At 37.4% G+C, this 25,755-nt stretch carries 27 protein-coding genes; 2 read left to right on the top strand and 25 right to left on the bottom strand.

The window, feature by feature from the left end; all coding sequences use genetic code 11:
• Window positions 1-49: 49 nt before the first annotated feature.
• From LT143_RS14750 to LT143_RS14650, 21 genes are all read right to left on the bottom strand, one after another.
• Window positions 50-1,822 carry an acyl-CoA dehydrogenase family protein gene (locus LT143_RS14750; RefSeq protein ID WP_246943987.1) on the bottom strand — a complete coding sequence of 591 codons (1,773 nt, stop codon included), beginning with the start codon at window positions 1,820-1,822 and terminating at the stop codon, window positions 50-52.
• Complete coding sequence (locus tag LT143_RS14745; RefSeq protein WP_246943986.1) at window positions 1,816-2,553, bottom strand: 2-phosphosulfolactate phosphatase; 738 nt, start codon at window positions 2,551-2,553, stop codon at window positions 1,816-1,818. Before LT143_RS14745 ends, LT143_RS14750 begins: the two co-directional genes overlap by 7 nt.
• 22 nt (window positions 2,554-2,575) lie before the next feature.
• Window positions 2,576-3,652 carry a phosphotransferase family protein gene (locus LT143_RS14740; protein ID WP_246943985.1) on the bottom strand — a complete coding sequence of 359 codons (1,077 nt, stop codon included), beginning with the start codon at window positions 3,650-3,652 and terminating at the stop codon, window positions 2,576-2,578.
• Between the two features lie 22 nt (window positions 3,653-3,674).
• On the bottom strand, window positions 3,675-4,079 hold the full coding sequence (locus tag LT143_RS14735; protein ID WP_246943984.1) for an acyl-CoA thioesterase: 405 nt from the start codon (window positions 4,077-4,079) through the stop codon (window positions 3,675-3,677).
• An 11-nt stretch (window positions 4,080-4,090) separates the two neighbouring features.
• Window positions 4,091-4,870, bottom strand: a complete 780-nt coding sequence (locus tag LT143_RS14730; protein WP_246943983.1) for an enoyl-CoA hydratase — start codon at window positions 4,868-4,870, stop codon at window positions 4,091-4,093.
• Window positions 4,870-5,748 (bottom strand): 3-hydroxyacyl-CoA dehydrogenase family protein, encoded by an 879-nt coding sequence (locus LT143_RS14725; RefSeq protein WP_246943982.1) that lies wholly within the window; start codon window positions 5,746-5,748, stop codon window positions 4,870-4,872. The genes LT143_RS14730 and LT143_RS14725 overlap by 1 nt, the downstream gene beginning before the upstream one ends.
• A gap of 128 nt (window positions 5,749-5,876) precedes the next feature.
• On the bottom strand, window positions 5,877-6,443 hold the full coding sequence (locus LT143_RS14720) for a TetR/AcrR family transcriptional regulator (protein ID WP_246943981.1): 567 nt from the start codon (window positions 6,441-6,443) through the stop codon (window positions 5,877-5,879).
• 203 nt (window positions 6,444-6,646) lie between these two features.
• On the bottom strand, window positions 6,647-8,266 hold the full coding sequence (locus LT143_RS14715) for a long-chain-fatty-acid--CoA ligase (RefSeq protein WP_246943980.1): 1,620 nt from the start codon (window positions 8,264-8,266) through the stop codon (window positions 6,647-6,649).
• 73 nt (window positions 8,267-8,339) lie between these two features.
• The gene (locus LT143_RS14710) at window positions 8,340-9,092 is read right to left on the bottom strand and encodes an SDR family NAD(P)-dependent oxidoreductase (protein ID WP_246943979.1); all 753 of its coding nucleotides are present in this window, start codon (window positions 9,090-9,092) and stop codon (window positions 8,340-8,342) included.
• Between the two features lie 36 nt (window positions 9,093-9,128).
• Complete coding sequence (locus LT143_RS14705; protein WP_246943978.1) at window positions 9,129-9,902, bottom strand: SDR family oxidoreductase; 774 nt, start codon at window positions 9,900-9,902, stop codon at window positions 9,129-9,131.
• Between the two features lie 23 nt (window positions 9,903-9,925).
• Window positions 9,926-11,137 carry an acyl-CoA dehydrogenase gene (locus LT143_RS14700; protein ID WP_246943977.1) on the bottom strand — a complete coding sequence of 404 codons (1,212 nt, stop codon included), beginning with the start codon at window positions 11,135-11,137 and terminating at the stop codon, window positions 9,926-9,928.
• A 233-nt stretch (window positions 11,138-11,370) separates the two neighbouring features.
• Window positions 11,371-12,414, bottom strand: a complete 1,044-nt coding sequence (locus tag LT143_RS14695) for a class I SAM-dependent methyltransferase (RefSeq protein ID WP_246943976.1) — start codon at window positions 12,412-12,414, stop codon at window positions 11,371-11,373.
• A gap of 146 nt (window positions 12,415-12,560) precedes the next feature.
• A complete protein-coding gene (locus LT143_RS14690) occupies window positions 12,561-12,737 on the bottom strand; it encodes a hypothetical protein (protein WP_246943975.1) in 177 nt (58 codons plus the stop codon).
• A 71-nt stretch (window positions 12,738-12,808) separates the two neighbouring features.
• Window positions 12,809-13,681, bottom strand: coding sequence for an NAD(P)-dependent oxidoreductase (locus tag LT143_RS14685; RefSeq protein WP_246943974.1), 873 nt, complete (start codon window positions 13,679-13,681; stop codon window positions 12,809-12,811).
• A gap of 402 nt (window positions 13,682-14,083) precedes the next feature.
• Window positions 14,084-14,533: a hypothetical protein gene (locus tag LT143_RS14680; protein ID WP_246943973.1), complete on the bottom strand. Its 450-nt coding sequence runs from the start codon at window positions 14,531-14,533 to the stop codon at window positions 14,084-14,086.
• Window positions 14,534-14,653: 120 nt separating this feature from the next.
• Window positions 14,654-15,448 carry an alpha/beta fold hydrolase gene (locus LT143_RS14675; RefSeq protein WP_246943972.1) on the bottom strand — a complete coding sequence of 265 codons (795 nt, stop codon included), beginning with the start codon at window positions 15,446-15,448 and terminating at the stop codon, window positions 14,654-14,656.
• A 306-nt stretch (window positions 15,449-15,754) separates the two neighbouring features.
• Window positions 15,755-17,713, bottom strand: a complete 1,959-nt coding sequence (locus LT143_RS14670) for a TRAP transporter permease (RefSeq protein WP_246943971.1) — start codon at window positions 17,711-17,713, stop codon at window positions 15,755-15,757.
• Window positions 17,703-18,212 (bottom strand): DUF1850 domain-containing protein, encoded by a 510-nt coding sequence (locus LT143_RS14665; RefSeq protein WP_246943970.1) that lies wholly within the window; start codon window positions 18,210-18,212, stop codon window positions 17,703-17,705. Before LT143_RS14665 ends, LT143_RS14670 begins: the two co-directional genes overlap by 11 nt.
• Window positions 18,213-18,397: 185 nt before the next feature.
• Window positions 18,398-19,339 (bottom strand): TAXI family TRAP transporter solute-binding subunit, encoded by a 942-nt coding sequence (locus LT143_RS14660; RefSeq protein ID WP_246943969.1) that lies wholly within the window; start codon window positions 19,337-19,339, stop codon window positions 18,398-18,400.
• Between the two features lie 183 nt (window positions 19,340-19,522).
• Window positions 19,523-20,494 carry a YbgA family protein gene (locus LT143_RS14655; protein ID WP_246943968.1) on the bottom strand — a complete coding sequence of 324 codons (972 nt, stop codon included), beginning with the start codon at window positions 20,492-20,494 and terminating at the stop codon, window positions 19,523-19,525.
• Between the two features lie 33 nt (window positions 20,495-20,527).
• Window positions 20,528-20,758, bottom strand: a complete 231-nt coding sequence (locus LT143_RS14650; RefSeq protein ID WP_246943967.1) for a hypothetical protein — start codon at window positions 20,756-20,758, stop codon at window positions 20,528-20,530.
• Window positions 20,759-21,124: 366 nt separating this feature from the next.
• Between LT143_RS14650 and LT143_RS14645 the strand changes: the two genes are divergently transcribed.
• Window positions 21,125-21,304: a DUF5370 family protein gene (locus LT143_RS14645; RefSeq protein ID WP_246943966.1), complete on the top strand. Its 180-nt coding sequence runs from the start codon at window positions 21,125-21,127 to the stop codon at window positions 21,302-21,304.
• A 73-nt stretch (window positions 21,305-21,377) separates the two neighbouring features.
• Window positions 21,378-22,049: a GNAT family N-acetyltransferase gene (locus LT143_RS14640; protein WP_272495812.1), complete on the top strand. Its 672-nt coding sequence runs from the start codon at window positions 21,378-21,380 to the stop codon at window positions 22,047-22,049.
• 9 nt (window positions 22,050-22,058) lie between these two features.
• Here LT143_RS14640 and LT143_RS14635 read toward each other — a convergent pair whose 3' ends face one another.
• From LT143_RS14635 to LT143_RS14620, 4 genes are all read right to left on the bottom strand, one after another.
• Window positions 22,059-23,117: an EAL domain-containing protein gene (locus tag LT143_RS14635; protein ID WP_246943964.1), complete on the bottom strand. Its 1,059-nt coding sequence runs from the start codon at window positions 23,115-23,117 to the stop codon at window positions 22,059-22,061.
• A gap of 146 nt (window positions 23,118-23,263) precedes the next feature.
• On the bottom strand, window positions 23,264-24,019 hold the full coding sequence (locus tag LT143_RS14630) for a FixH family protein (protein ID WP_246944126.1): 756 nt from the start codon (window positions 24,017-24,019) through the stop codon (window positions 23,264-23,266).
• A gap of 401 nt (window positions 24,020-24,420) precedes the next feature.
• Window positions 24,421-25,191: a hypothetical protein gene (locus LT143_RS14625; RefSeq protein WP_246943963.1), complete on the bottom strand. Its 771-nt coding sequence runs from the start codon at window positions 25,189-25,191 to the stop codon at window positions 24,421-24,423.
• A gap of 63 nt (window positions 25,192-25,254) precedes the next feature.
• Window positions 25,255-25,611 carry a DUF2512 family protein gene (locus LT143_RS14620; RefSeq protein WP_246943962.1) on the bottom strand — a complete coding sequence of 119 codons (357 nt, stop codon included), beginning with the start codon at window positions 25,609-25,611 and terminating at the stop codon, window positions 25,255-25,257.
• Between the last annotated feature and the right edge of the window lie 144 nt (window positions 25,612-25,755).

Here is a 25,755-nt window from a genome sequence, read left to right as displayed (position 1 = left end):
TAAGTTTTTCATTTCCCCTTATCGGTATGAGTTATGACATATGAATCATTTAACAAGTGTACTGATTATCGCTATATAAAGAATCTGCAATATCACGGTTTCTTTGAATAAATCCGGTTGATTGAAAACGACTTAATGCTTGATGAATAAGAGGGAATACGGCTTGTTGTTCTTCTTCATTCGTTAACCCGCTTACAATTTTTCTTGTAATTCCCTCTACTTCAATAACTGAATCTTCAACAAAGGAGTTCGCTAGTTTTATTTTCAACTGTTCCTTTTCCTCTCCATTTTTTAAAGCAGCTTTTTCGGAGCGCAGAACCGCTGATTCTGTAGCAAATAAGGTAATGGCAATTTCAGATAAACGCATGACAATTTCTTGTTCTTCAACTATTCTTTCACCTAGCTTCTCATAAGCCATCCCTGTAAGAAGCAAGAAAATACGGCGTATTGTTGCGACTGCTTCTTTTTCCTTACCTAATAGCCCTTCGATTGTATTAGGATTAGACTGTAGCTCAAGCTGAGCTTTCGTAATTAATTCTTGTAGTGGAATTTCTCCTTTAAGTGCTTTTCTAAGTACATGGGTAGGAATTAATAAACGGTTAATTTCATTGGTCCCTTCAAAAATTCGATTAATCCTTGAATCGCGGTACATTTGCTCAACCTTATATTCCTGTATAAACCCAGCTCCACCATGAAGCTGAACCGCCTCATCTACTACATAGTCTAATGTTTCTGAACCATATACCTTACACAATGCACATTCTATCGAATACTCCATTAGAGCCTTACCAATTTCCCCAAGGTTAGTAGAATTATATAAATCTCCTAACACGTCCTCTAGTAGTTGAGCAGTACGGTATTGAAGAGATTCAGCCGCATAAATACGAGCTGCCATCTTTGCAATTTTCTCTTTAGTCGCACCGAAATCCGCTATCCTACGTCCAAATTGCTGACGTTCTTGAATAAATTGTATAGTTGTATCTAGAGCATGCTTAGCGCCCCCCATTGTTGCAGCGCCTAGGTTAAATCTCCCCAAATTAAGCACATTTAACGCAATCACATGACCTTTCCCAATTTCCCCTAATAGATTCTCTACAGGTACTAAACAATCCTCAAGAATAACAGATCGAGTCGATGAACCTTTAATCCCCATCTTCTTTTCTTCAGGTCCAAGTGATAATCCTGGAAAATCTTTTTCTACAATAAAGGCCGTAAACTTTGTTCCATCTACCTTTGCATAGACGATAAAAGTATCTGAAAATACGGCATTCGTAATATATAGCTTAGTTCCATTAAGAATATAGTGAGTACCTTCTTCGTTAAGTTTTGCTGTTGTTTTAGCTGCTAAGGCATCTGAACCTGATCCCGGTTCAGTAAGACAATACGCTCCTAGATACTCACCTGATGCTAATTTAGGTAAGTATTTTTGCTTTTGCTCTTCATTCCCAAAATAAGTGATAGGTAAAGTGGCAATACAAGTGTGGTTTGAATGGGCCACACCATAGCCACTCGAGCGACCAACTGCTTCTCCAACAAGTGCTTTACTGACCTTATCTAAACCTAATCCTTCATAGGATTCAGGCACACTGTGAGCTAATAAGCCTAGTTCTCCCGCTTTCCTTAAGAGATTTACTACTCTTTTAAAATCTTGATGTTCAATATCATCACGATAAGGAGCAACTTCTTTTTCTATAAATTGTTTGGCAGTTGAGGCAATCATTCGGTGTTCATCAGTAAAGTCTTCCGGAGTAAACAACTCCTTCGCTTCAATGGTCTGAAAGAGGAAACTTCCTCCATATTGATTAGATTTTGTTGTTACCATGTTTTGGTCATCTCCTTTTTAAGACTATTTCCCTGTAATACTGGTACGACCGGGAAGATTCCACATTGGGAAACAAAATCTATTTCCTCGGAATATCCAACCCTCTCTAACATCTGACCTACTCTTGTATCTGTCAGTGTGGTAATCGCATGGTCTTGATAACTTCTAAAAAATAATAAGGCTGCCTTAGCGGAATCTGTTAAATCAAGTGAGTGGTTTTTCGATAGGCAATCTAGAAAATAACCTGCTCCAAAGAAATCTTCTAAACAAAATTGACCAGAAGAACCTGAACACACGACCACGATGGTTTCTTCCTGACGTGTCTTGAGGACATGCTCGGCTACCGCTTCACCATTTAGCAGAGAGCAAGCATAAACATGTTTTGCCTTCCTTGACTTGTTAATCGCCACTGTTCCGTTCGTCGTTGATAAGATAACGGTTTTCCCATTTATCTGTTCCTTTAAAGCTAGTGGGTTAGGATCAAGAAAACCCTCAATTGTTTTTCCTTCATACTCTCCAACTAATACATGTTCCTGATTAGATAAACCAGCTCCGAATCTTCTTGCATCCTCACCATTTAAAACAGGGATTACTTCCTTTGCTCCGAACTGAAGGGCAGCTGTTATGGTTGAAGTTGCCAATAATACATCAAATACAACAGCAATCTTGCCAGAGCTCATTTCTTGCTCGTCTATATCCTCTTTCTTCAGAATGACATGAACCTTTATCATGGAGAGACCCCATTTCTTATCCCTATTCCCAGCCCTTTCTTGTCGTAAGAGCATAGGTAATCAAGCTTTTCACAAAGACATGTAAATCTTTAAATCGTGGGTCCTGCGTTTGGCCTTGCTTATAACGGTAATAGATCTGTTGACAGATAACTGCCAGTTTAAAATAAGCAAAGGTTGTATAGTAGTGAATAGTAGACAAATCCCTACCACTCTTTTTTGCATATTCCTCCACGAATTGCTGCCTTGTGTAGAATCCTTCATTAACGGTTACTGGCTCTTTGCCCGGTCCTTTACTTAATAACTCTGGGTCATCCTTTTCAATCCAGTAGCTCATCGCCGCTCCCACTTCCGCTAAAGGATCCCCGACAGTCGTCATTTCCCAATCAAACAAACCTACCATCTTTGTTGGATCGTCATAAGAAAATATGGCATTATTTAATTTGTAGTCATAATGGATAATGGTTGGAGCCTGTGAAGTTGGAATATTCGTCGCAAGCCATGTCGTAAGTTCCTCCACTCCTGGAATATCGTCCGTTCTTGCCCTTACATAACGTCCAATCCAACCGTGAACTTGCCTTTCCATAAATCCATCAGGCTGTGTCATCTCTACTAACTTTGTTTTCTTATAATCTATCGAATGGAGTTCCACTAATGTATCAACCATCGACGCAGATAATCCGTGACATAGTTCTTTCGTTACTTCAAGCTCTTTCGGGAATGTGGTATCGTAAACGAACCCTCTTCTTCTTTCCATTAAATAGAAGGGACTACCAACGATAGAAGGCTGATCAGAAAATATATAAGGCTTTGGGGCAAGTGGAAACACTGGGTGTAAATCTTTAAGAATGCTATATTCTCTCCCCATATCATGGGCCTTAGGTGCTACAGGTCCGTGAGGAGGACGTCGTAAAACAGCTTCCCACTCCCCAACCCTTAGTTCATACGTTAGATTAGAATGACCTGCACCAAACTGGTTAATTTCTAGAGGTTGATTGTCTAATTCGAAATGAGTTTGAAGGAATCGTAATAATTCCTTCTCATCTAATTGCTCACCCTTTCGCACAGGAATTGTGTCAAGAGTCCGGTTTATCTTGTTCATAAACTCACCTTCTGTATTTAGATTAATTAATCGCTACAAAACCTTCTAGTTGGTTACGTAGGCTCTCAGGTATTGGAGCACTCTTCTGTTCATGAAAATCAAAATAAACGATGGTAGCAGTCCCTTTTGCAATCACTTTTTTAGTTAGACTATCTACAATATCATGATGTAAAGTAAAGCTTTTTGTACCTATATGTGAGACCGTTGTAATAATCCTAAGAGCTTGTGAAAAGTATGCTTGATCAACAAAATCACATTTCGTTGACGCCAGTATAAAGTTCCAATTTTTCGTTTCCATTGGGTATCCTAGCTCTTGAAAGAAACGAACTCGTGCTTCCTCTAGATAGACGAAGTAGCTTGCATTATTAACATGACCTAACGCATCAGTCTCACCAAAACGCACAACGACTTCTATTTCATAATTCAATTCATTCACCTCTATTTATGAGTAAAAACAGGTTTTCTTTTTTCAATAAAGGCAGTAACACCTTCACGTATATCTTCTGTTTGAAAAACTTCTGTAAATAATTCTGCTTCTCTTTCTATTCCGGCTTCTAGTGGCATTTCCACTCCTTCATCAACAGCCTTTTTAATACGAGAAAGTGCTTGAAGGGAATGTCTGCTAATCTGACGGGCAACCTTCAATCCATAGCTTACACCCTCACCTGTAGGAACAACTTCATTTACTAACCCAATTTGTTCTGCTTTATTTGCTGTAATGGGCTCACCAGTGAACATCAATTGCTTTGCCTTTGCTTCTCCTATTAATCTTGGCAATCTTTGAGTCCCGCCACCTCCCGGAAAAAGTCCAAGCTTAATTTCAGGTAGACCAATTAAAGTATGCTCTTCAGCTATCCGAAGATCACAAGTAAGTGCTAGCTCACAACCTCCTCCGAATGTCATGCCGTTAAGAACAGCAATGGTTGGTTTCTCAAATTGATCAATAGCATTCAAAATGGCATGAGATTGCATAATAGATGCTTTCATATCAGGATTTTTCATAAGGTTTGGAAATTCCTTAATATCAGCACCAGCCATAAAAGCCTTTTCACCAGCCCCCGTAAGAAGGACGGTAACAACCTCTTCATCTGCTGATAGCTCATGAAAAATATTACCTAACTCTAGTGCCACCTGCTTACTCATCACATTAAGCGGAGGGTTATCTATGGTTACAATCGCAACTCCATCAAGTTTTTCAAATGTAACAAATTCAGCCATTATCTCTTCACCTCAACTGGTTCATAGTCATAAAATCCTTTTCCTGTTTTACGTCCTAAATGGCCTTGCTTAACCTTTTCTTCTATACATGCTGGTGGTTGATCTGCAGGATCACCTGTCTCTGCAAATCGTTGTTGCATCACATAGTACCCTACATCAATACCTGATAGATCCATTAACTCAAACGGACCGATCGGATGGTTTAAAGCTTTTCGGCAAATAATATCAATATCCTTATAATCAGCAATTCCTGATTCATATAAGGAAACTGCCTCACGTTGGAGAGCACCTAGAATCCGGTTTGCGATGAAGCCCGAAATTTCTTTTTTTAGAAGTACACCCGTACGATTCATTCGCTTACAAACTTCCATCGTCAACTGAGCCGTTTCTTCTGAAGTTTGTTCACTCATTACTACTTCCACACAATCCATCACAAGCGGCGGGAAAAAGAAATGCATATTACAAACTTTATCAGCTCTATTAGTTACCTCAGCAATTGAAGAATTTACTATAGTCGAACTATTAGAGGCTAGGATGGCATGAGGAGGTGCTAACTGATCAAGTTTTCTGAATACCTCTCTCTTCACGTCTAGTTTCTCTACGACTGCCTCAATGACAAAATCCGCTTTTTTAGCCTCTTCCTCTAAATCTACAGAAAAATGAAGTTTTGCAAATGCCGCGAGCTTTGCTTCCTCTGTTATCTTTCCTTTAGCCACCCATTTTTTCATAATCCCCTGTAATGTTGCTTCTGCTTTTTGTAGAGCTGCCTCATTGACATCTTGAATGGTGGTTGTATACCCACCAAGTGCAGCTAACATCCCAATTTGATGACCCATTTGACCTGCTCCAACTACCAATATTCTTTCAATTTGATTCATGTCTCTATTCCCCCTTACTAACCGGTCGGTATGTAGTGATTATAAGTCTCCCATCTTTCTTTCAAGATAGAAGCTTTTTCTAAATAAAATTCATATACCTGTTACAAACTAAATTGTTTAAAAGGGCCTTACCTAAGTTCAATTCCTTGTAGAATCATATCAACAAAAATATTTGTTACTTCTTGATCAGAAGTTTTACCACTTGGATTGAACCATTGATAACTCCAGTTAGCTATGCCTAAAATGCCGAACGCAACAATATCTGATTTGAGGTTTTGTGTAAACTCTCCTTTATCTTTCCCCTCATCTAGCAAACCTTGTAAATTTAATCGGAAACGATCACGCTTAGGAATAATTTCAGATAAATGTTCCTCGCTTAAATTTCTCATTTCACGGAAGAATACCCTAGCGCTTGGTCCATCTAACTCAATGTTTTTTATAAGCATATAGACGATATCATAGAGCTTTTCTTTACAATTTTTAGTCGTGTCTCCTAAAATCAATTCCTGCTGAGCATTAAGATCATTAATATAGCTAATATGGATATCCATCAATAATTCTTCTTTAGAGGAAAAATAATAGTAAAAAGTTCCCTTGGTCACCCCAAGACTGTCCACAATATCTTGAATGGATGTTTCTGTAAATCCCTTCTTTTCAAATAGACGTATGCTTTGTTCTGTAATTCGCTCTTTCACCTTTTTGTCCCCTTGCCTCTAGTAGTTTTTTTCGCGATTATACCACAAAAAGGTATGTTTTTCCTTTATAAGTAGGCTCTTTTTCATAACGATAAAATACAGCATTTATCGTTAAAAAGTAGGCTTGACCAAGATAAAGTAGATTAAATGTAACAAAGTTTTAGAAAAGAGCCTATAAGAAAGGGGAATTCTCCCCCTCCTTATTAATTTGTTTGCTTATTTGATAATTCTTCTTTTATCACACGACGTAATATTTTGCCTACGCTTGTTTTTGGAAGCTCTGCTCTAAACTCTACTAATCTTGGAACCTTGTAAGCTGACATATTCTCACGACAGTACTGAATAATTTCATCTTCTGAGACTTCTTTTCCTGCCTTTGGAACGATAACCGCTTTAACGGTTTCCCCACGATATTCATCAGGAACTCCAACTACAACAGCTTCCATAACCGCGGGATGCTCGTATAGAATTTCTTCTATATCACGAGGATAAATATTAAAACCACCAGCGATAATCATGTCTTTCTTACGATCCATGATAGATACATACCCTTCATCATCCATCCTAGCAATGTCGCCTGTATACAGCCAACCATCACGTAAGGTATTAGCTGTCTCCTCTGGCATATTCCAATACCCTTTCATCACCTGAGGACCACGGATGATTAGTTCACCTAATTCACCAGGATCCACTTCAGTTATACCTTCAGCTAGGTCCACAACTTTATATTCTGTAGATGGATATCCAATACCGATTGTCCCTGGTTTTCTTTCTGCAAAATTAGGATTGCAGTGAGTAACTGGTGAGGCTTCTGATAATCCATACCCTTCTAATATTCTAGCTCCCGTTTTTCTTTCAAATTCGCGTAGAAGCTCTACTGGCATTGGTGCACTTCCACTATTACAAATGCGGATACTATCAATACCGTATTTTTCTGCTTCTGGATGATTTGTAATAGCTACATACATCGTAGGTACTCCTGGGAAAATAGTTGGTTTTTCCGCTTGGATTGTGTTTAATACTTCTTGCAAATCAAAACGAGGTAATAGAATACTGCTTGATCCCGTAAAGATTGCAAAATTCATACAAGCTGTCATGCCAAATACGTGGAATAATGGAATAACTGTTAAATACCGCTCTTGACCAAATTGAAGGTCGTCTTTATAGAATTCTACACATTGATAAATATTGGCAACGAGGTTACGGTGTGTGAGCATAGCTCCCTTTGAACGCCCTGTGGTTCCTCCCGTATACTGAAGAATGGCTACGTCTTCTGCAGGATCAATATCTACATAACTCACTTTTCCATTTCCGGCAGCTAAAAATTGCTCAAACATAAGGTCTGGTGTGAACGTTTGTTCAGTAGGTTGAAGACTTACAACGACTACTTTCTTCACACTAGTCTCAGATTGAATCGCTTTTAAGCGAGGATATAAGGCATCAAAAATGACGATTGTTTCTGCACCAGAATCATTTAATATATACTGAAGCTCTCTCTCGACGAGCATAGGGTTCAACTGCGTAACGATTGCCCCGACAGTCAATGTTCCATAATAAGAAATGACATATTGTGGGCAGTTTGGGAGCATGATAGCGACACGATCTCCCTTAGTCACGCCATTTTGTTGTAATGCGGAAGCGAAGGCTCCTACTAATGTAGATAATTCTCGGTATGAAATTTTTTTATGATAGAAAGTTAATGCATTGTGATCTGGATATGTTTGTGTGGTATCTTGAAGAATTTGAGGCATTGTCTTGTTGGGAATCTCTATTTCTGTAGCTATATGGTCTGGATAATTTTTCAACCAAGATTTAGTACTCATTAACATTGTCCTCCCAAAAATTGTAGAATATATTTTTTTATCAATTTCATTTTCGGTAATGAATAGCCTAGACTTAATAGGTTAAAGCTCCACCATCAACAAGGATACTAGTTCCGGTAATATACGATGATTCATCTGAAGCAAGGAATAAAACCGTGTTGGCAATTTCATCTGGGGTACCGACTCTTCCTAGGGCATTAGAAGTTGTAACGGCTTTCCAAATTCGGTCATCCTCTCTCCACTGATCCACAATAGGTGTATCTATAACTCCTGGAGCCACTGCGTTAACACGAATTCCTTTAGTCCCATATTCAACAGCTGCATTTTGCGTCAAAAGTATGACCCCTCCTTTAGACGCATTATAAGGTGCTAAATACTTCTTACCTTTAAATCCTAAAAGGCTGGAGGTATTAATAATGGATCCGCCCCCACGCTTCATCATCTCAGGAATAACATATTTCATGCCTAGAAATACACCTTTTAGATTAATATCAACTACCCGGTCCCATTCCTCTACTGAAAGATCAGCTAGCCTAACGTTGGAGTTGCCCACTCCAGCATTGTTAAAAAGAATATCAATACCGCCAAATGCCTCGGCCGATTCTTGGACTAGCAGCTTAACCTCGTCTTCCTTGGAAACATCAGTCCTAACAAAGATGGCTTCATACCCTAATTTTTTTATTTCTTCTAGGGTTTCTGCTCCCTTCTTCTCGTCAACATCAGAAAGAACAATCTTGGCACCCTCTCTCCCGAATACAAGTGCTGTTGCTCTTCCAATTCCGGATGCTGCACCTGTTACTACAGATACCTTCCCTTTAAGCCTCACTTTTTTTCACCTCCTGTGAACTCTTAATTGATTCCCCTACATTGCGTGTGAGCCACCATCTACAATGAGTACATCACCTGTTACAAAGTTTGATGCATTAGATGCTAGGAATAATGCAGCACCTTTAAGGTCATGGTCACTTCCCACTCTTCCAAGTGGAGTTGTTTCCAAAATACGATCTCTGCCTCTCTCAATTAACACTTGCGACATCTTTGTTGGGAAGAATCCTGGTGCGATAGCATTTACATTAATATTGTATTGCCCCCACTTCACCGCAAGATCTTTCGTAAATGTAATGACAGCACCTTTACTCGTGTTATAACCAATCGTATCCATATACTTAGGATTTGTACCACCTAAGCCTGCAACGGAAGCAATATTAATAATTTTCCCGGACCTTTGTTCAATCATTGTTCTCCCGACCGCTTGAGATACTAGGAAGGTACCAGTAATGTTTGTATTCATTACTTTTTGCCAAGCTTCTAACGGCATATCTGCTGCTGGTGCTCCCCAGGTTGCTCCACTGTTATTAACAAGGATATCAATAGTGCCAAACTCCTTTAACGTTTCCTGTACTAGATGATTTACATCATCTGGATTTGTTATATCGCATTTCAATGCTAAGGATTTTACACCTAACTCTTGCAGTTTTTGACTGACCTCCATGCAGGCTTCCACTTTTCTTGAACAGACGACTACATTGGCTCCAGCTTCAGCAAACCCAAGAGCAATTTGTTCCCCCAGTCCTCTTCCTCCGCCTGTAACTATTGCTGTTTTACCCGTTAAATCAAATAGTTGTTTAACATGCATACAAAGGCACCCCTTTCTTTCTACTAATCTCTATACTTCTTTAACTCTAATCTTGCAAGCTGTGCTCTATGAACCTCATCTGGACCATCGGCTAATCGTAATGTTCTAGAGTTAGCCCACATAGATGCTAATGGGAAGTCTTCACTAACCCCAGCAGCACCAAATGCCTGGATGGCACGGTCAATTACATTTAGCGCCATAGAAGGAGCAACTACCTTAATCATGGCAATTTCTGCTTTTGCTTCTTTATTACCAACTGTATCCATCATATAAGCAGCTTTTAACGTTAATAATCTTGCTTGTTCAATTTCGATTCTTGAATTGGCAATCCATTCTTGGACAACTCCCTGATCGGCAACACGCTTCCCAAAGGCAACCCTTTCTTGAACACGCTTACATAAAAGCTCGAGTGCACGTTCTGCTGCCCCAATTAATCTCATACAATGATGGATTCTTCCAGGTCCTAGTCTCCCCTGTGCAATAGCAAAACCTTTCCCTTCACCCCAAATCATATTAGTAGCCGGGACTCTAACGTTCTCAAAATGAATCTCTGCATGACCATGTGGTGCATGATCATAACCAAACACAGGTAAAACTCTTTTAATTGTCACACCTGGTGTATCTAAAGGGACTAATATCATCGATTGCTGTTCATATTTTGGAGCATTTTCATCATTTTTCCCCATCACAATAGCAATTTCACAGCGAGGATCTCCTGCTCCAGATGACCACCATTTACGACCATTTACGATGTATTCATCTCCATCTCTTATAATACTTGCACGAATATTGGTAGCATCTGAAGAAGCAACATCTGGCTCTGTCATTGAAAAACATGAACGAATCTTACCTTCTAATAGTGGATTTAACCATTCTTCTTTCTGGGCTGCACTTCCGTAACGAACAAGTACTTCCATATTCCCCGTATCTGGAGCATTACAGTTAAATACTTCTGGTCCTATAGGAGATCTACCCATAATTTCACATAACGGCGCATATTCACTATTTGTTAGACCTGCCCCATATTCACTCTCAGGGAGAAACAGATTCCAAAGCCCCTCTTTTTTTGCCTTATCCTTTAACTCCTCCATAATGGCAGGAACAGCTGACCATCTTGATTCATGAGCATTTACTTGCTCTTCATAAACTTTCTCATTTGGATAAACATGCTCCTCCATAAAGCTGGATAGCTTTTGTTGTAAATCTTTCACCTTATCAGAGTACTCAAAATTCATTTCTTTCCCTCCTTCAACTTACTAACCGGTTGGTATGTAACCCTATCTTCAATATACTACTTTTATCAGAAAATTCAAGTAACAATTTTGAAAAAGTTACCAAACTATACTAAAAAATATTAACCGATAGTAAAAGTATACGAATCAGTAGTTAACTCTATGAGTAATTTAATAGATTTTTAGAGCTTGTCTAACATCTAATGTTCACTCTGCAAAAGTGAACATCTATTAATCTATCTAGATTTAGCAATAATTCCATTATGAACCTTAATATAGCCATGACGTACTATATCAAATCCTGCTTCATACACATATAAGCCCATCTGTTGAATATTCATAAGTTCTCGGTACGTGTGATTCATAACATCTGCCATTATTTTATAATAGAGCCTTGTTTTCATTTGATCTCTTGGTGTCGTCATAATAATATAACCATTAGGTTTAACAAACTTTCTATGCATTTCGAGGATATCAGGTTTATGTTCATCAGGAACGTGCTCAAGTAATCCAACACTTAAGACAATATCAAATTCTTTTCCATATTTAAGATTTCTAATATCATCCACGACATACTCAATAGTAAGCTGGTCTTTATACCACACTTTTGTACTACCTGTTGCTAAGTTCGTTCCCAAGAATGGATAGGAATCTGGGAATTCCTGAAAACGATGTGTTTTACAGTAATCATCATAATCAACAAGAACCACTTCAGCCCCCGGATACATCGCGGCAAGCTGCATAGCTTCATAACCTTCTGCAGCACCTAAAAATAAAATTTTAGGTCTTTGAACATCCAATCCTTCAAATAATGCTCGCTTCCCTCTTGGATCCCATATTCCATCCTCGATCCGATGTACATAATTCCATAGTCTTAGCTTTATATGATCACCTATTGCTTCTTTTACTTCACCGAAACGGAATTGTTTCACATGGCCAGAAAGCGCTTTCAAATTTCTGTCTAACTCAGCAGGGACGTCTTTAACAAACCATTCATGAAAGGACCTATTAAAGAATTCCCAAGAGGTTTTTACTGGCATTTCCTGTTGATGTTCAAATTCCCAATCAGTACGATCCTTCGCCACTGTTTTGACTTCATACGGACGCCCAACATCCTTCCACGAAAGCTGTGACCAGTCATTTACTAAATTAGCATTTAAAAATTGATCCTTTACATTTTGTGCATTTCTCAACTCTACACGGTAACTTGGCATTAATAAAGTTGTTTCTAAATCGTTTTCACTATATGGATAAGCCCCCTCATTTTCCTGAACCAACATTAGCAACACCTCCATTTATTTACAGATTTAATATCTCATATAGGAAACATTCTCGTCAATAATATTAGAATTTTCTGAACTTATTTTCTGCCTTATTTGAATACTTCATCCAAATAAAAACTGACGACAGTGTCGTCAGTTCTTAATTAGCCTTTATATTCACCGTTATTCTTAGCCGCTTTTTCTTTTTTAGCTTGCTCTTTATGCTTTTTATTTGCGTTAGCACTTCCAAATTCATGTGAGAATTCGGAATCAATGACACTTGAATCAAAGCCTTTTTTATTTTTTTGCTGTGGGTCATTCTTCTTCGTACGCTTAGCCATATACTCACCCCTTCCTTTTTTATAGTTTTGCTTCCTATAAAAAAATTTATTCAAGAGGTAAGTCAGACACACTATTCGTTATTCCACAGTTTATATAAAGCCTGTGTTCCGCTATTTTCTTCGCCCGATTCAGCAATTGTTTCATATAATTGTTTTGCTAGAGAAAGTCCAGGTACGTCTAAATTCATTCTTTCTGCTTCATCTAGAGCAATCTTCATATCCTTTATGAAATGTTTCACATAAAATCCAGGTTCAAAATTTCCTTTAATAATTCTTGGGGCTAGGTTAGATAATGACCAACTACCAGCTGCACCTGCTGAGATTGAAGCAAGAACATTTTCAGGATCTAAGCCTGCTTTTTTTGCATATATGAGCGCCTCACATACTCCAATCATGTTAGTTGCAATAGCGATCTGATTACACATTTTTGTGTGTTGCCCCGCCCCTGCTTGACCCTGAAGGACAATATTTTGACCTAGTAATTGCAAAATAGGCTTCATTTCTTGAAAAGCTTCTGCCTCTCCTCCAACCATAATTGTGAGAGTTGCATTTTTCGCACCCACATCACCACCTGAAACAGGAGCATCTAACGAGAACATACCTCTTTCTTTTGCTTGTTCTGCAATGTTTGCAGCGAGGCTAGGCGAAGAAGTCGTCATATCAACAAAATATGTACCTGGCTTTGCATGGTTTAATAAACCTTCTTGGCCAAGATAAATTTCCTCAACATCTGAAGGATAACCAACAATTGTTATAATAGCTTCAGAATGTCTTGCAACATCAGCAGCTGTTTCACACCAAATAGCTCCAGCGTCTAATAATTCTACCGCTTTTTCCTTTGTTCTTGTGTATATGTAAAGATCATATCCACCCTTTAGAAGATGTGAGGCCATACTTTTCCCCATAACCCCTGTTCCAATAAACCCGATTTTTTTTACACCCATCGTAGTGATCTCCTCTCTCATTAGTGATCTCGTATACTTTTTTGTCTCTATCTTGAGGCTATTTTTATACGGCTTTTCGTATAACCCCATTCTATTAGGCTCTTTTCTAAAACTTGTTGCTTTTCAATCTTATATTTCAGCAATTTCGCCATATTCAATATGATTAAACTGAGTATTTAAAGCTTAGAAAAGAGCAACTCTCTAAATTTAAAGCAGAGACTTTGAATTAACAAGTAAAAATCCGGCTTTTGGGATTTTTACGAAGCAACAATCTATACAAAAACAGCCTTCTATTATAAGCTTAATCTAGTGCTAATACAGAAAAGATGATGTTATGACTAAATAGATCTCCCCCATAAAAACAAGCATTGATTAAATAGTAATCAATGCTTGCTACTTAGATTATTCTTCTACTTTATCAATTAACCACTCGTCACCTTTTGTTTTTAGGGTTAAGGTTTGCGTGATCTCGCCTTCTTTTAGTTCATTTTTTCCTTCGGCTTTTTCCTCTACGAGAGTCTTGTTCATGACCAACTTAACAACTGCACTGCTATCTGACTCTTCTACGACTTCTAAGCTAACCACTTCAACATCGTAATCAAATTGTGCAAAATCATTATCATAAAAACCTCTTAAAGTTACGTGCTGTGATGAAAAAGGATGTAGAGATTTTAAAACTGTATCCGTATTTTCCTTATCAATGCCGTCTACATACATATTAACTGTACCTTCAACAGAATTAGTAGAAGGAGCGTCTCCAGATGCAGCGCCATCACCTTCTCCGCCACCACATGCTGCTAATGCTAATACTAATAGAGAAGATATAAGTGCAAATAACCAATTCTTTTTCATTGTGTACCCCCGTAGTTCTTTATTTTCTGAAAACTTTAAAAACAGTATATCAATTAGCTTGAACCATTTCAATATTCAGAAAAAATAAAATTAAAATTTCGTAATACATCTTGACAATTATTATAGAGACATAGTGAAATCTAGAATAACCTCGCTTAATTTTCCTGGATCTTCAATCATTCCTAAATGCCCGACTCCCTCTAATACAACTTGTCTTATTAAAGGAGACTTATGCGAGAATACTTTTTCAACAGGTATAATTTGGTCATCCTCACCTGCAATAAGCAAGATTGGCACATTAGATTTGATCAGTATTTCGTTCCGATCAGGACGCTCTCTCATTGCCCGTAAAGCACCTTTTGCTCCTGTTACACTAGTGTTTAGACCAATTTCTCTAACATGTTGTACTTGATCTATCAGTAAATTTGAATTTTGGGGTGAAAATAATTTAGGAACTAGATTATTAATTAATGGTTCTATTCCACTTTCACAAATTAACTCAATATTACGTAGCCTACCTTCTTTTGCATCTTCATTATCAGGAAAAGCAGTTGAGTGCACTAACCCAAAACTAGACAGTATTTCAGGATAATTCCCAGCAAATGCCAACGTAACATATCCACCAAGAGAGTGTCCAAACATCTTTACTTTGTTTAAGTTAAGTTCTTCTAATAGTAGTTTTATATCTTCTGCCATGTCATCAATAGTATAAACTTCATTGATAGCACTTGATTTTCCATGCCCCCTTAAAGCTGGCGCAATCACTCGGTGATTTTTACTTAGCAAAGGAATAACCTCTTCAAAGTATCCAGGACTTCCGCAGAAACCGTGAATGAGTACAATGGGGTCACCACTACCTTCATCTATGTATGACATTGTTACGTTATTTACCTTTTTACTATGTCTTTTGAGCATCCATTTTCATCCTCTCACTTATTACTTTACATATTCAAACTTCCCTTTTACCTTATATTATAAACTAAGGCTCTTTTCTAAAACTTTGTTCCTTTTCAAACTAATTTTCATTCTAATACTATTTAACCAGAGTAATAATTGTTAGAAAAGAGCAACTGTCTCTGTTTAAAGCATTGAACACTTTACTACCGAGTAAAAATCTGGATTTAGGAATGTTTTAGTAAGCAACAAGCTATACGAAAAGAGCCTAAACTAAAGATTACAATTGTTATCGTATTAAAAAAGCCTCTCAAGGAGAGGCTTCCGTTAGACTGCTTTTACTTTTTGTCTATTGAAGAAATATTGAGAGACGTAAAGAAGAGCAAAGATGATAATTCCAATAATATCACTGATACCTTCAGGGTAAATCAGTAGAAGACCTGTAATAAAAGCGATAATTCTTTCTAGTGGATTCATCTTTCTTGCCCAGAACCCTACCATAGCAGAACCTATGGCAATCATCCCTGTAACAGATGTAATAACTACCCAAATGATGCCTAGTAACGTTGTATCAATCATTAACATCTCTGGAGAAAGGACAAATATATACGGAATGATAAACGCTGCAATTGCCAATTTGGCAGATTGGACCCCGGTCCTTATTGGTTCTCCACCGGATACACCCGCTGCAGCAAAAGCTGCCAATGCAACTGGTGGTGTAATATCAGCAATAATACCAAAGTAAAATACGAAAAGATGCGCCGCTAAGTCTGGTACCCCTAATAAAATGATTGCAGGAGCTGCTATTGTTGAGGTAATGACATAGTTTGCCGTTGTTGGAGACCCCATTCCAAGAATAATGGCTGCAATCATCGTGAAGAACAGTGTCGGAATTAATAGACCACCTGATAAGTCAACGAGTCCATTTGCAAGCTTTAACCCTAACCCTGTCTTCGTTACAACCCCAACAATGATACCAGCTGAAGCTGTTGCAGCTGCGACAGCAAGTGCTGTTCTAGCTCCATCTACTAGGGCATCAATAGCATCTTTAAGTCCAATTCTTGTTTCCTTATTAATCGCACTGGCTGCAATGGTGACGACAATGGACCATAAAGCGGCCTTTGTCACACTCATACCAGACATCAACAGGACGATAACAGCGATGATTGGAACAAGTAAATAAATCTTTTTTAATACTTCTTTTCTGTCTGGCATCTCTTCATCGGACAATCCTCGTAGTCCAATTCTTTTTGCTTCAAAATGAGTCATTATCCAAATTCCTGTAAAATATAGAACAGCTGGAATGGCTGCTGCTTTGGCAATATCCCAGTAAGAGATCCCACCTATGAATTCAACCATTAAAAATGCTGCTGCTCCCATAATTGGTGGCATTAACTGTCCGCCTGTAGAGGCTGCTGCTTCAACAGCTCCAGCGAATTCTTTACGATACCCTAGTTTTTTCATCATTGGAATTGTGAAAGAACCGGATGTTACGACATTCGCAACAGAGCTCCCGCTAATCGTACCTTGTAAAGCACTAGAGAAAATAGCTACCTTTGCAGGTCCGCCTGTAAGCTTTCCTGCAATAGAGACAGCAAGATCATTAAAATATTGCCCTACTCCAGTTTTCACTAAAAAAGAACCAAATAACAGGAATAAGAAGATAAAGGTGGCTGATACTCCAATTGGAGTCCCTAAAATACCTTCTGTCGTAAAAAACATGGATTGTACAATTTGTTCTAAGCTTAATCCACGATGAGCTAGGAATCCCGGCATATAAGGTCCAAAGTAAGCATATAGCAAAAAGACAACCGCAATAATCGTAATTGGCAGTCCAACCGCTCTTCTTGTGGCTTCTAATACTAGTAGGATCGCTAATAATCCAACAACCATGTCTAAGATCGTTAATCTTCCTACTCGCAATACTAAATCTTGAATCATCAAAGGCCAATAAGATCCTACGATTACCCCTAGAATAGATAATAGACCATCATACCAGGCAATTTGCAACCTTCCTTTTTGTTGATGTAAGTGACTCTTAACAGCTGGAAATAACAAGAAAATCAAACCAAGGGCAAACCCTAAATGAATGGAACGCTGTATTTGTGCAGTGTAGACCCCAAAAATTGCGGTATAAAGCTGAAATAGTGAGAACGATAAAAGTCCAATAAATACGATCCACCCTATAACTCCGGTTAGTGACCGTGTTCTCGCCTCAGGATCATACTTCTTCAATATATCTTGCATATCTTCCGATGATGGCTCATGACCTTGGTTACGGTTCATGTAATTTCACTCCCTTCCAAACTTCCACATTACTTATTTTCCTCATTTTTACTCGGACCCAAGATCCTGGTGATACATAATTCCCTAATTCATAAGTAACTCCATCAATAATTAAGCGATGGTTTGATACTACTTGACCAATTCGTATATCAAGGTAAGGGAATTTCCTCGTCATATTAGTAATATGCATTTTTCCATTTTCTATCGTGAACTTTTCTCCCTCCGAAGGACCGGAGGGCATTCCGATTGCATAATCCTCGTAGATCAATTCAGTCTGCATAATTAAATCTTTAGGAATTATTTTATAAATTTCAATAACATCACTAAGGTGAATGGAATGGGTATAGAGGATTTTAAATGATTGTAAATTTTGTGTTGGATAATACACTTCTATATCTCCAGTATTCCCAGCTTCAAATACTAGGCTGTCTTTATACGGAAAAAAGAGTAGAAGCAAGATGATCCATATTACCCCCACTAGAAGTATAGTTTTTTTCATTTTGACACCACAAATTCTTTACATAATATTTACTGAATTAAACTTTTAAGATAGGAAGCACAATTCAATGTAAGTATCGATCTTCCCATTGCTAGCAATATGCCCCCACCTATGTAAAATGTCTCTCTCTCTTGAAAAAAGATAGACTGAGCTCTCAGTCTATCCTGTTAATACTATTTAGAGTATTATTTCAAGCCTTTTTCTGTGAAATACTTATCAGCTCCTGGATGTAGTTCAATACCTAAACCATCCAATGCACTTTCAGCTGTAATAAGCTTACCTTTCGCGTGAGTAATCTTATCCGTATTTTCAAAGATTGCTTTCGTGATTTCATATACCGTATCTTCATCAAGTTCAGCTCTTGCCACAAGCATTGCTAGTACTGCAACAGTTGTAGTTTCAGTTTCCATTCCATATGTGCCACTTGGAACAACGTCTTTCGCATAAAACGGATATTTCTGAATTAGCGCATCAATTTTATCTTGTTCAATTGGAATAAGCTTTACACCTTTAATTGCAGATAAAGCCTCTACTGAGCCTGTAGGTGTACCAGAAGTAATGAAGGCTGCATCAATGTTACCATCTTGAATACCTTCAGTTGATTCATCAAAAGCTAGATTTTGTGCATCGATGTCATCAAAAGTCATTCCATGAGCTTCAAGAATTTGTTCAGCATTGGCATACGTTCCACTTCCAGGTGCTCCTACAGAAACTGTTTTACCAGCAAGATCTTCAACAGAATTGATTCCACTATCTGCTAGTGTCACAATCTGAACTGTCTCAGGGTATAACGTTCCAATCGCTTGCACATTTGTAATTGCATTACCTTCAAACATTAGAGTACCTTCATTAGCGTAACTAGCAATATCTGTTTGTACAAATGCAATATCTGCCTTGTTATCTGCTAGAGATTGCATGTTTTCTTGAGACGCGCCAGATGATTGTGCAGTCGCTTCTATGTCAGTATTTTCATTAACAATATCTGCCATAGCTCCACCAAGAGGATAATATGTACCTCCTGTACCACCAGTTACGATACTAACAAGCTGTTTTCCTCCACATGCCGATAAAATCATTGACAGGCCAAGCATTAAGATGAAACCGATAAATAAACTCTTTTTCTTCATTTTTACTCCCCCTTTTCATTTAATGAAGCTAACAATCAATGATAAACAATAATCACTTCTTGAAGTTCCTTAGAAGCAATCTCTGTTTATTTGTACATTATAACAAGCACCCCTACTTTTTTCCACCTTTTCGGCTATATTTAGCGCTATTGGTAGGGTTTTCACAAATCAAGAATATTTAGACTATAAAGATCTTCCCTTACCAGAATCACTAATTTCTAACAAAGCTTCAGGATATGGTTCAAAATAAGTTTGCTCCAATAAATAGTCGTTTTCAAAACGAATAACCCATGACTTTAAAAGGCTAGTTACACTACTCAATGGAATTTTATTATGACGATACTTAAGCAAAAGCTCCTCAAAATATTCCTTTTCTTTTTGATGAAGCTCTTTTTTAAAGTAGCCCATAATGTGCTGACACACATTGATATGAGATTGATCCCGAGGTCTTCTTGCGAATAATCGGTGAAGTTGCTCTTCATAGTTTGAAAAAAGTTCATCTAACCCCGTTTTTTTATGACTAGCAATAATACGACCCAACTCTTTCTGGACGGTCTGATTGTAAGCCATAAACAAGTACTTATTATTCGTATGAAACGAGAGTAAGTTCTTAAATGAATGCGTTTCATTTTTTACTCTTCTGAAGCTCGCAATGGTAAATAACTTAATATAAAAGTGTTCACGTAATAAGAAGTTATGAAGTCTTCCTTCTTCCTCCATCACGATATATGGAAAATAATCTTTAACAGCCTGAGCGAAAAAGCCACTTGTCTTTCCAATGACAGGTGATTTCTCATGTCCACTATAGACTTTAACATCCTTCATTCCACATGTAGGTGATTTACTTTTCATAATGAAACCATCAACCTCAGGTAGATGTTTCAAAAACGTTTCGGAATAGTCAAGCATTTTTTTAGTTAAATCCTCTTGAGTAGAAGGTTGCAATAACCTATTTTCTCCTTTAACTTCTACAATCCGAATGGTATCTCTCGGAATACCAAGACCTATCCCTACCTCTGGACAAACAGGGATAAACTGTACAAATTCCTGAAGTTTTCTTACAACTGGATCACTAATCACATCACCGTTGTATCGACATTTTTCAAATTCTAAACACTTACTAACAACAATTACTGGTTTGACAAACTCAGGCATATCATCCCTCTTTTTTCATGCCAACAAGCCAGATTATGAATCTCCTTTAAAGGTATCCTTAAACTTCTCTAATTCTGGGTCTTCTTTCGGAGTATAGTCAAAGCTATTTTTAAACTGATATGGATTCTTAGGGTCCATATCAATAGCAATGCCCATTTCCTTTCCAGCAGTGGCAGTCGTATCATTGATTATACTTTCTTGTTTTCCATCTGGATGGAATTGATGTTTATGTTTATTTTCTCTCGATTCCTGTGATTCCGTCAATTTTAACACCTCATTTATCTTTTTACTAAATTTATGTTTTCCAATGAGGTTTTTCACTATGTAATTTATTACGTAGTATTTTATTTAGCTATAAAAAAAAGCAACCAGATGACCTGATTGCAAAAGGTATTTATGAAGAAATGTGCCTTGTTTGGGAATATGGGAAAACAAGAAACTTTCTACACTTTTACTATCGGTTGTTCATTCAGATTGTTTACATATTTTTGTTGTAAACATTTGTTAAATATTCATTTTCTTTATTCGCATATATATCTTTAGAAAAAACCAACATCCGATTCAATTACATGAATAGTTCCACTAGGTTCGACCAACATTAAGAAAAAATATAAAAATAGAGGTGTTACCTTGGGTGCTATAGAGAGAAATGGCTATATGTTTGAAACGGAATACAGTGTAATGCAGCAAAAGGGAGCGGTTCATGTGTATAAAGAGGGGCAATTTGTTAAAGAGCTAGACTTCACCTTTCATGGACAATCGCCTGAGCCTAAAATAATTGAAGAATTAATAGAGAATTTCTTTCAGTAATTCAGACAAATAGTTTGAAATTCCTCTATATTTTTTGTTAACTAAGATTATCTATAAAAAGTAGGTGATCAATTTGAGTGTATTCTATAAGGAATTATATGTATTTAATCAACAAAAACCAGTTAAAGCCATTATACGAAATTATACAGAGAATGACTTTGATTCCTTAATTGATATTCAAAAAGCCAGCTTCCCTCCCCCGTTTCCAAGTGAATTGTGGTGGAATAAAGAGCAATTACATAACCACGTTAGCTTTTTTCCAGAAGGGACACTTTGTGTGGAAATTGACGGGGAGTTGTGTGGATCTATGACCGGCTTACTGAAGCACTACACACATGGAGATTCTCATCAAACATGGGATGAAGCTACAGACTCAGGATACATTAAAAACCATGATCCTAATGGAAACTCCTTATATGTAGTAGATATATGTATAAAACCTACATACCGCAAGTATGGTTTAGGAAAATGGATGATGCAGTCGATGTATGAAACAGTAGTCGCCTTAAATCTTGATCGGCTTTTAGGTGGCGGACGGATACCTGGTTACCATAAATATGCGGATTCTTTAGCTATTGATGGTTATGTTCAGAGAGTAGTAGATGGTGAAATATATGATCCCGTTATTACATTCTTGCTTAAATGTGGAAGAACTCCTGTTGAAGTGATTCCCAACTACTTAGAAGACGAAGAATCGCATCATTACGGTTTGTTAATGGAATGGAAAAACCCATTTAAAAAATAGAACTGCCAATTACGGCAGTTCTACTAGTGTTAATGGTTTCGGACTAGGTTTCCCTATATAATAACCTTGCGCAAAATCATACCCAAGAGCACGACATAACTCTAGCTCTTCTCTTCTTTCAATTCCTTCTGCTAATGTTTTGATATCATATGCCTTCGCAACTTCAATTATTCTCTTTAATCGGTCTAGTTTATCAGTGGACTGGTCACAGAAAGAAATTAACTCACGATCAATCTTTGCGTAATTGGGACGAAGCTCCTCTAATAACTCAATGGTTGAGTATCCTGCCCCGATATCATCTAAGGCAACATTAATACCCTCATGTTTATATGCTTCAAAAATTGCTTGTAGATGGGAAACATCATGTATCTTTTCCGTTTCTACGACTTCAAAAACGAGATCACTTGGATCGACATTGTACTTCTCAATATTTTCAAATGTACTCTGTAAGCAATGCTTAGGATTATAAATGGAAGACGGAAGAAAATTAATAAATCGTAACATACCTTTTGTTAAGTTTTCTGATCCATATTTAATTGCCTGTTTCCTTGCATTACCATCAAGCATTGCCTGAAGTCCCGCTGATTGAGAAAATGTAAAAAGTTCATACGGTGTAAAAGGGAATTCAGGATGCGATGAACGTAGTAAAAATTCATATCCTACAATTTTATCGTCTTTCAACGAAATAATAGGTTGAATATGATTTGTAAAATATGACTCTTTAATCACATGAAATAGCTTTGGTTGTTTAACTCGACTATAGATTTCAGCAAATGGAAGCATTTGTGGAAATCTAGCTTGTTGTTGCTGTTTATCTTCAATTGAAGTATATAACTCTATTTTTGAACCGAACTGCTCTTCTACAATTGTGTGAATGGCTTCAAAAGTTTGGAGGAGTTGTTCAATAGAGTGATATTCAACGGTACATGTAGTTGCTTCACTAGAACGAATATTGGTTGGATCAATCGCTGGTAAGATTGCCCGTATTATTTCTGGAAACCTAGAAAACATGATGATAAAGCCTTCATTTTCATACATATTTACATCAGTGCATTGTGTACAAGACATGATTTTTCCTTCCTAACTCTTAATTTAACTTTACTACCTATCATAACGTGCTTTTTGCTTTTTTTAAATGCCTTTTTTCGTTGCTTACGTAAAAATCCCAAAGCCGGATTTAAAAAAGAAAAACTTGGCAGCTCGCCAAGTTTTTGTTATTCAGATTTAACAGTCAATTCATGTTCTATATGTTCATGAAGTTCCTCATTTTGTAGATGAACAACTACAAAGTATGTCCCTTCCTCTTCAAACTGAAAAGTCGATTGATATACACCATCTCGCACTTCTTCCGCCTGTATAAATTCATGCCTACTCTCATGTTCTCCCCAAATTTCAAATTTCACCATGGAGTCAACAACTGGATTTCCTTCAAGCACTGGCTGAGCATCAAGTAAGATAGGTTTCCCACTGATTAGCTCATCATGTTTAAAATCAATGGTTAAATTCCCCTCAGTATGGCCATCATGCTCATGCGAATGTTCTGTTTCATGATCATTTGCAACTGGATTTCCTACTTTCAACTCCGTTCTCGGCATTGCATGCTGATCTCGTGCCGTAACATGTGCAACAATAATGTAAGTTCCTTCTTTTTCAAAAGTTTTTTGGATCGTATAAATTCCATTATCGGTATGCTCTCCCACAATCATTTCATGGTCGCTATCGATGTCTTTCTCAAAAACTTCAAAGCTTACATCACTTGCATCTTCCACAGCTTCATTACCTTGCGTAACAATTGCATCGACCTTTACTGTTTCACCAACTTCAAGCTGATTTTTCTCAATTTCTATTTCTACATTTATAATCTTCGGTACTTCTGTTTCTTGATTTACATTTGTGCCATTATTAGTTGAGTTATTACAAGCACTAATGAACAAAACCAATACACCTGTAAAGATAACTAGTAATCTCATCTTCAAACATAAACACCCCATCTATATAAGATCTATCAATTATTATAGTCTATTAAACCTTTTCCAAAACGATACAGCGTTGACAACTTAGTGACAAAAGGGGGCTGTTAAATCTTATAAAAAGGCTCGTTATAATTGGTTGTTGATTTTCGTTACGGGACGCTCGCTTTCCGCGGGCGGGAAATGAAGGATATTTTCACTATCGTGAAAAATCCCACTCCTCGGCGCTTCTCACCTGTGGGGTCTCGCGGGATATCCCGCAGGAGTCTCGCATCCCTTCACTTCTATCAACTGTGTAACTATCACAATGTTCTTTAACAAAGTCCTAAAAAAAATCCCTTAGCAAAGTAAGGGATTACATTTATTATATAGATATTTTCGACAAGAGCTCTTTACACAGATTATATATCAATAAAGAACTGAAAATCAGGATGAACATACATAACTTCAAACTCATCTGAACGACTTAGGATGGTATATAGATCTTCCGGAGAAAACCAGAGATGGTCAACAGGAAATGAATAATTTGCACCATAATGATAGCTCAACCAGACAAGCTTTGAACAATAAATGTATTTCCATTCATCGGTGATCGGGGTACTAATCGTGAAATAAAATAGTGGCTTACTTTGCCCTTCTTTTTTGTATTCCTCAAACTTTTTTAAATATTTCTCTGCATAGGTCGCAGCTTTCTCACCCATCTCTTGATTTTTCGGTCGAAAATGGGCATACATAGGGTGATATTTTGTAAAGTCTGATATGGGAGCTTTTCGAACAATAGGATCACTTATAACCGCTTCAATTATATTTTCTTTGTCCACCACCAATGCTGAGTGTCCCATATAACCGTAAGGAAGCCCACCTACATTGTCACAAGCAACTAATATATCTCCTGCTCTATAGTCACTTTCAATCTGTTTCTCGTTCTCTGGCGTACTAATATTCATTCGGTGAGAAAAGGGACTTATTTCTAAGTCATTCTGTAAGTACCCAGATAAAACATATGATTTAAGTTCCTCATCTAGTGGTACTCTGAGTTTAGAATTTGTTTCTAGTTTATATAAACCTACATACTTCCCATTTAAAAATACCTCAACAAAGGGAAATGTTCTATTCCCTTTATTAAACAAGGTAACATAACCATCTTTTTGTTCAACAAAAATATCCTTCAATATGGCTCCCCCCTCTTACAAAAGGTATTCACATTGAAGGAGATAGATGTCGTTTACAAAAAATTATAAAAAGGACTTTTGTGTTTTATTTGTTTTAACCAAGTATATGTGTGAAAAGTGCTCTGTAACTGCCAAAAATAATGCGACAACAATTGCCCCTAAAAATGTCACTACTGCCCCATCCATCCATATAGGGAACACATAAACAATGATAGTTGCTGCGATAAAATCTAAAAATGTACTAGTCCATACACTTCCTTCTCTTAGGAATAAATATTCCATAAGAGTACCTGCTATCGCTAATGTTAGCCCAATTAAAATAGGTTGAAACATATTGGTAAAATTGACATTGGGAAGAATGTAAGCAGAGAGAGTCACAACTAGTGGACAAATGATAACTTTCATAAACAAGCTTGTCATACTGTACCTCCTTTATACTTAGACTCTTTTCGTATATATTGATGCTCACCTGATTTCAAAATCCGGATTAAAAGATCCTTTTCTTATATTCTCCTAATAGGTTGTGGACTATTTACGGTCACCTATCATGTTTCCCTTTATGGT

It is taken from the genome of Bacillus pinisoli (assembly GCF_023036475.1).
GTDB classification, from domain to species: domain Bacteria; phylum Bacillota; class Bacilli; order Bacillales; family SA4; genus Bacillus_BS; species Bacillus_BS pinisoli.
Note: the sequence above shows the minus strand (reverse complement) of the source record. Positions and strands in the feature narration are given on the sequence as shown.

Bases quoted from the DNA above. Each gene is read 5' to 3' on its own strand.
- LT143_RS14655 (WP_246943968.1), bottom strand. From the start codon at position 20,494: ATGCCTGAGTTTGTCAAACCAGTAATTGTTGTTAGTAAGTGTTTAGAA.
- LT143_RS14725 (WP_246943982.1), bottom strand. From the start codon at position 5,748: ATGAATCAAATTGAAAGAATATTGGTAGTTGGAGCAGGTCAAATGGGT.
- LT143_RS14705 (WP_246943978.1), bottom strand. From the start codon at position 9,902: ATGCATGTTAAACAACTATTTGATTTAACGGGTAAAACAGCAATAGTT.
- LT143_RS14685 (WP_246943974.1), bottom strand. From the start codon at position 13,681: ATGGGTGTAAAAAAAATCGGGTTTATTGGAACAGGGGTTATGGGGAAA.
- LT143_RS14745 (WP_246943986.1), bottom strand. From the start codon at position 2,553: ATGATAAAGGTTCATGTCATTCTGAAGAAAGAGGATATAGACGAGCAA.
- LT143_RS14730 (WP_246943983.1), bottom strand. From the start codon at position 4,870: ATGGCTGAATTTGTTACATTTGAAAAACTTGATGGAGTTGCGATTGTA.
- LT143_RS14750 (WP_246943987.1), bottom strand. From the start codon at position 1,822: ATGGTAACAACAAAATCTAATCAATATGGAGGAAGTTTCCTCTTTCAG.
- LT143_RS14670 (WP_246943971.1), bottom strand. From the start codon at position 17,713: ATGAACCGTAACCAAGGTCATGAGCCATCATCGGAAGATATGCAAGAT.
- LT143_RS14680 (WP_246943973.1), bottom strand. From the start codon at position 14,533: ATGAAAAAGAATTGGTTATTTGCACTTATATCTTCTCTATTAGTATTA.
- LT143_RS14690 (WP_246943975.1), bottom strand. From the start codon at position 12,737: ATGGCTAAGCGTACGAAGAAGAATGACCCACAGCAAAAAAATAAAAAA.
- LT143_RS14620 (WP_246943962.1), bottom strand. From the start codon at position 25,611: ATGACAAGCTTGTTTATGAAAGTTATCATTTGTCCACTAGTTGTGACT.
- LT143_RS14700 (WP_246943977.1), bottom strand. From the start codon at position 11,137: ATGAATTTTGAGTACTCTGATAAGGTGAAAGATTTACAACAAAAGCTA.
- LT143_RS14740 (WP_246943985.1), bottom strand. From the start codon at position 3,652: ATGAACAAGATAAACCGGACTCTTGACACAATTCCTGTGCGAAAGGGT.
- LT143_RS14630 (WP_246944126.1), bottom strand. From the start codon at position 24,019: ATGAGATTACTAGTTATCTTTACAGGTGTATTGGTTTTGTTCATTAGT.
- LT143_RS14695 (WP_246943976.1), bottom strand. From the start codon at position 12,414: ATGTTGGTTCAGGAAAATGAGGGGGCTTATCCATATAGTGAAAACGAT.
- LT143_RS14715 (WP_246943980.1), bottom strand. From the start codon at position 8,266: ATGAGTACTAAATCTTGGTTGAAAAATTATCCAGACCATATAGCTACA.
- LT143_RS14635 (WP_246943964.1), bottom strand. From the start codon at position 23,117: ATGTCTTGTACACAATGCACTGATGTAAATATGTATGAAAATGAAGGC.
- LT143_RS14665 (WP_246943970.1), bottom strand. From the start codon at position 18,212: ATGAAAAAAACTATACTTCTAGTGGGGGTAATATGGATCATCTTGCTT.
- LT143_RS14675 (WP_246943972.1), bottom strand. From the start codon at position 15,448: ATGCTCAAAAGACATAGTAAAAAGGTAAATAACGTAACAATGTCATAC.
- LT143_RS14660 (WP_246943969.1), bottom strand. From the start codon at position 19,339: ATGAAGAAAAAGAGTTTATTTATCGGTTTCATCTTAATGCTTGGCCTG.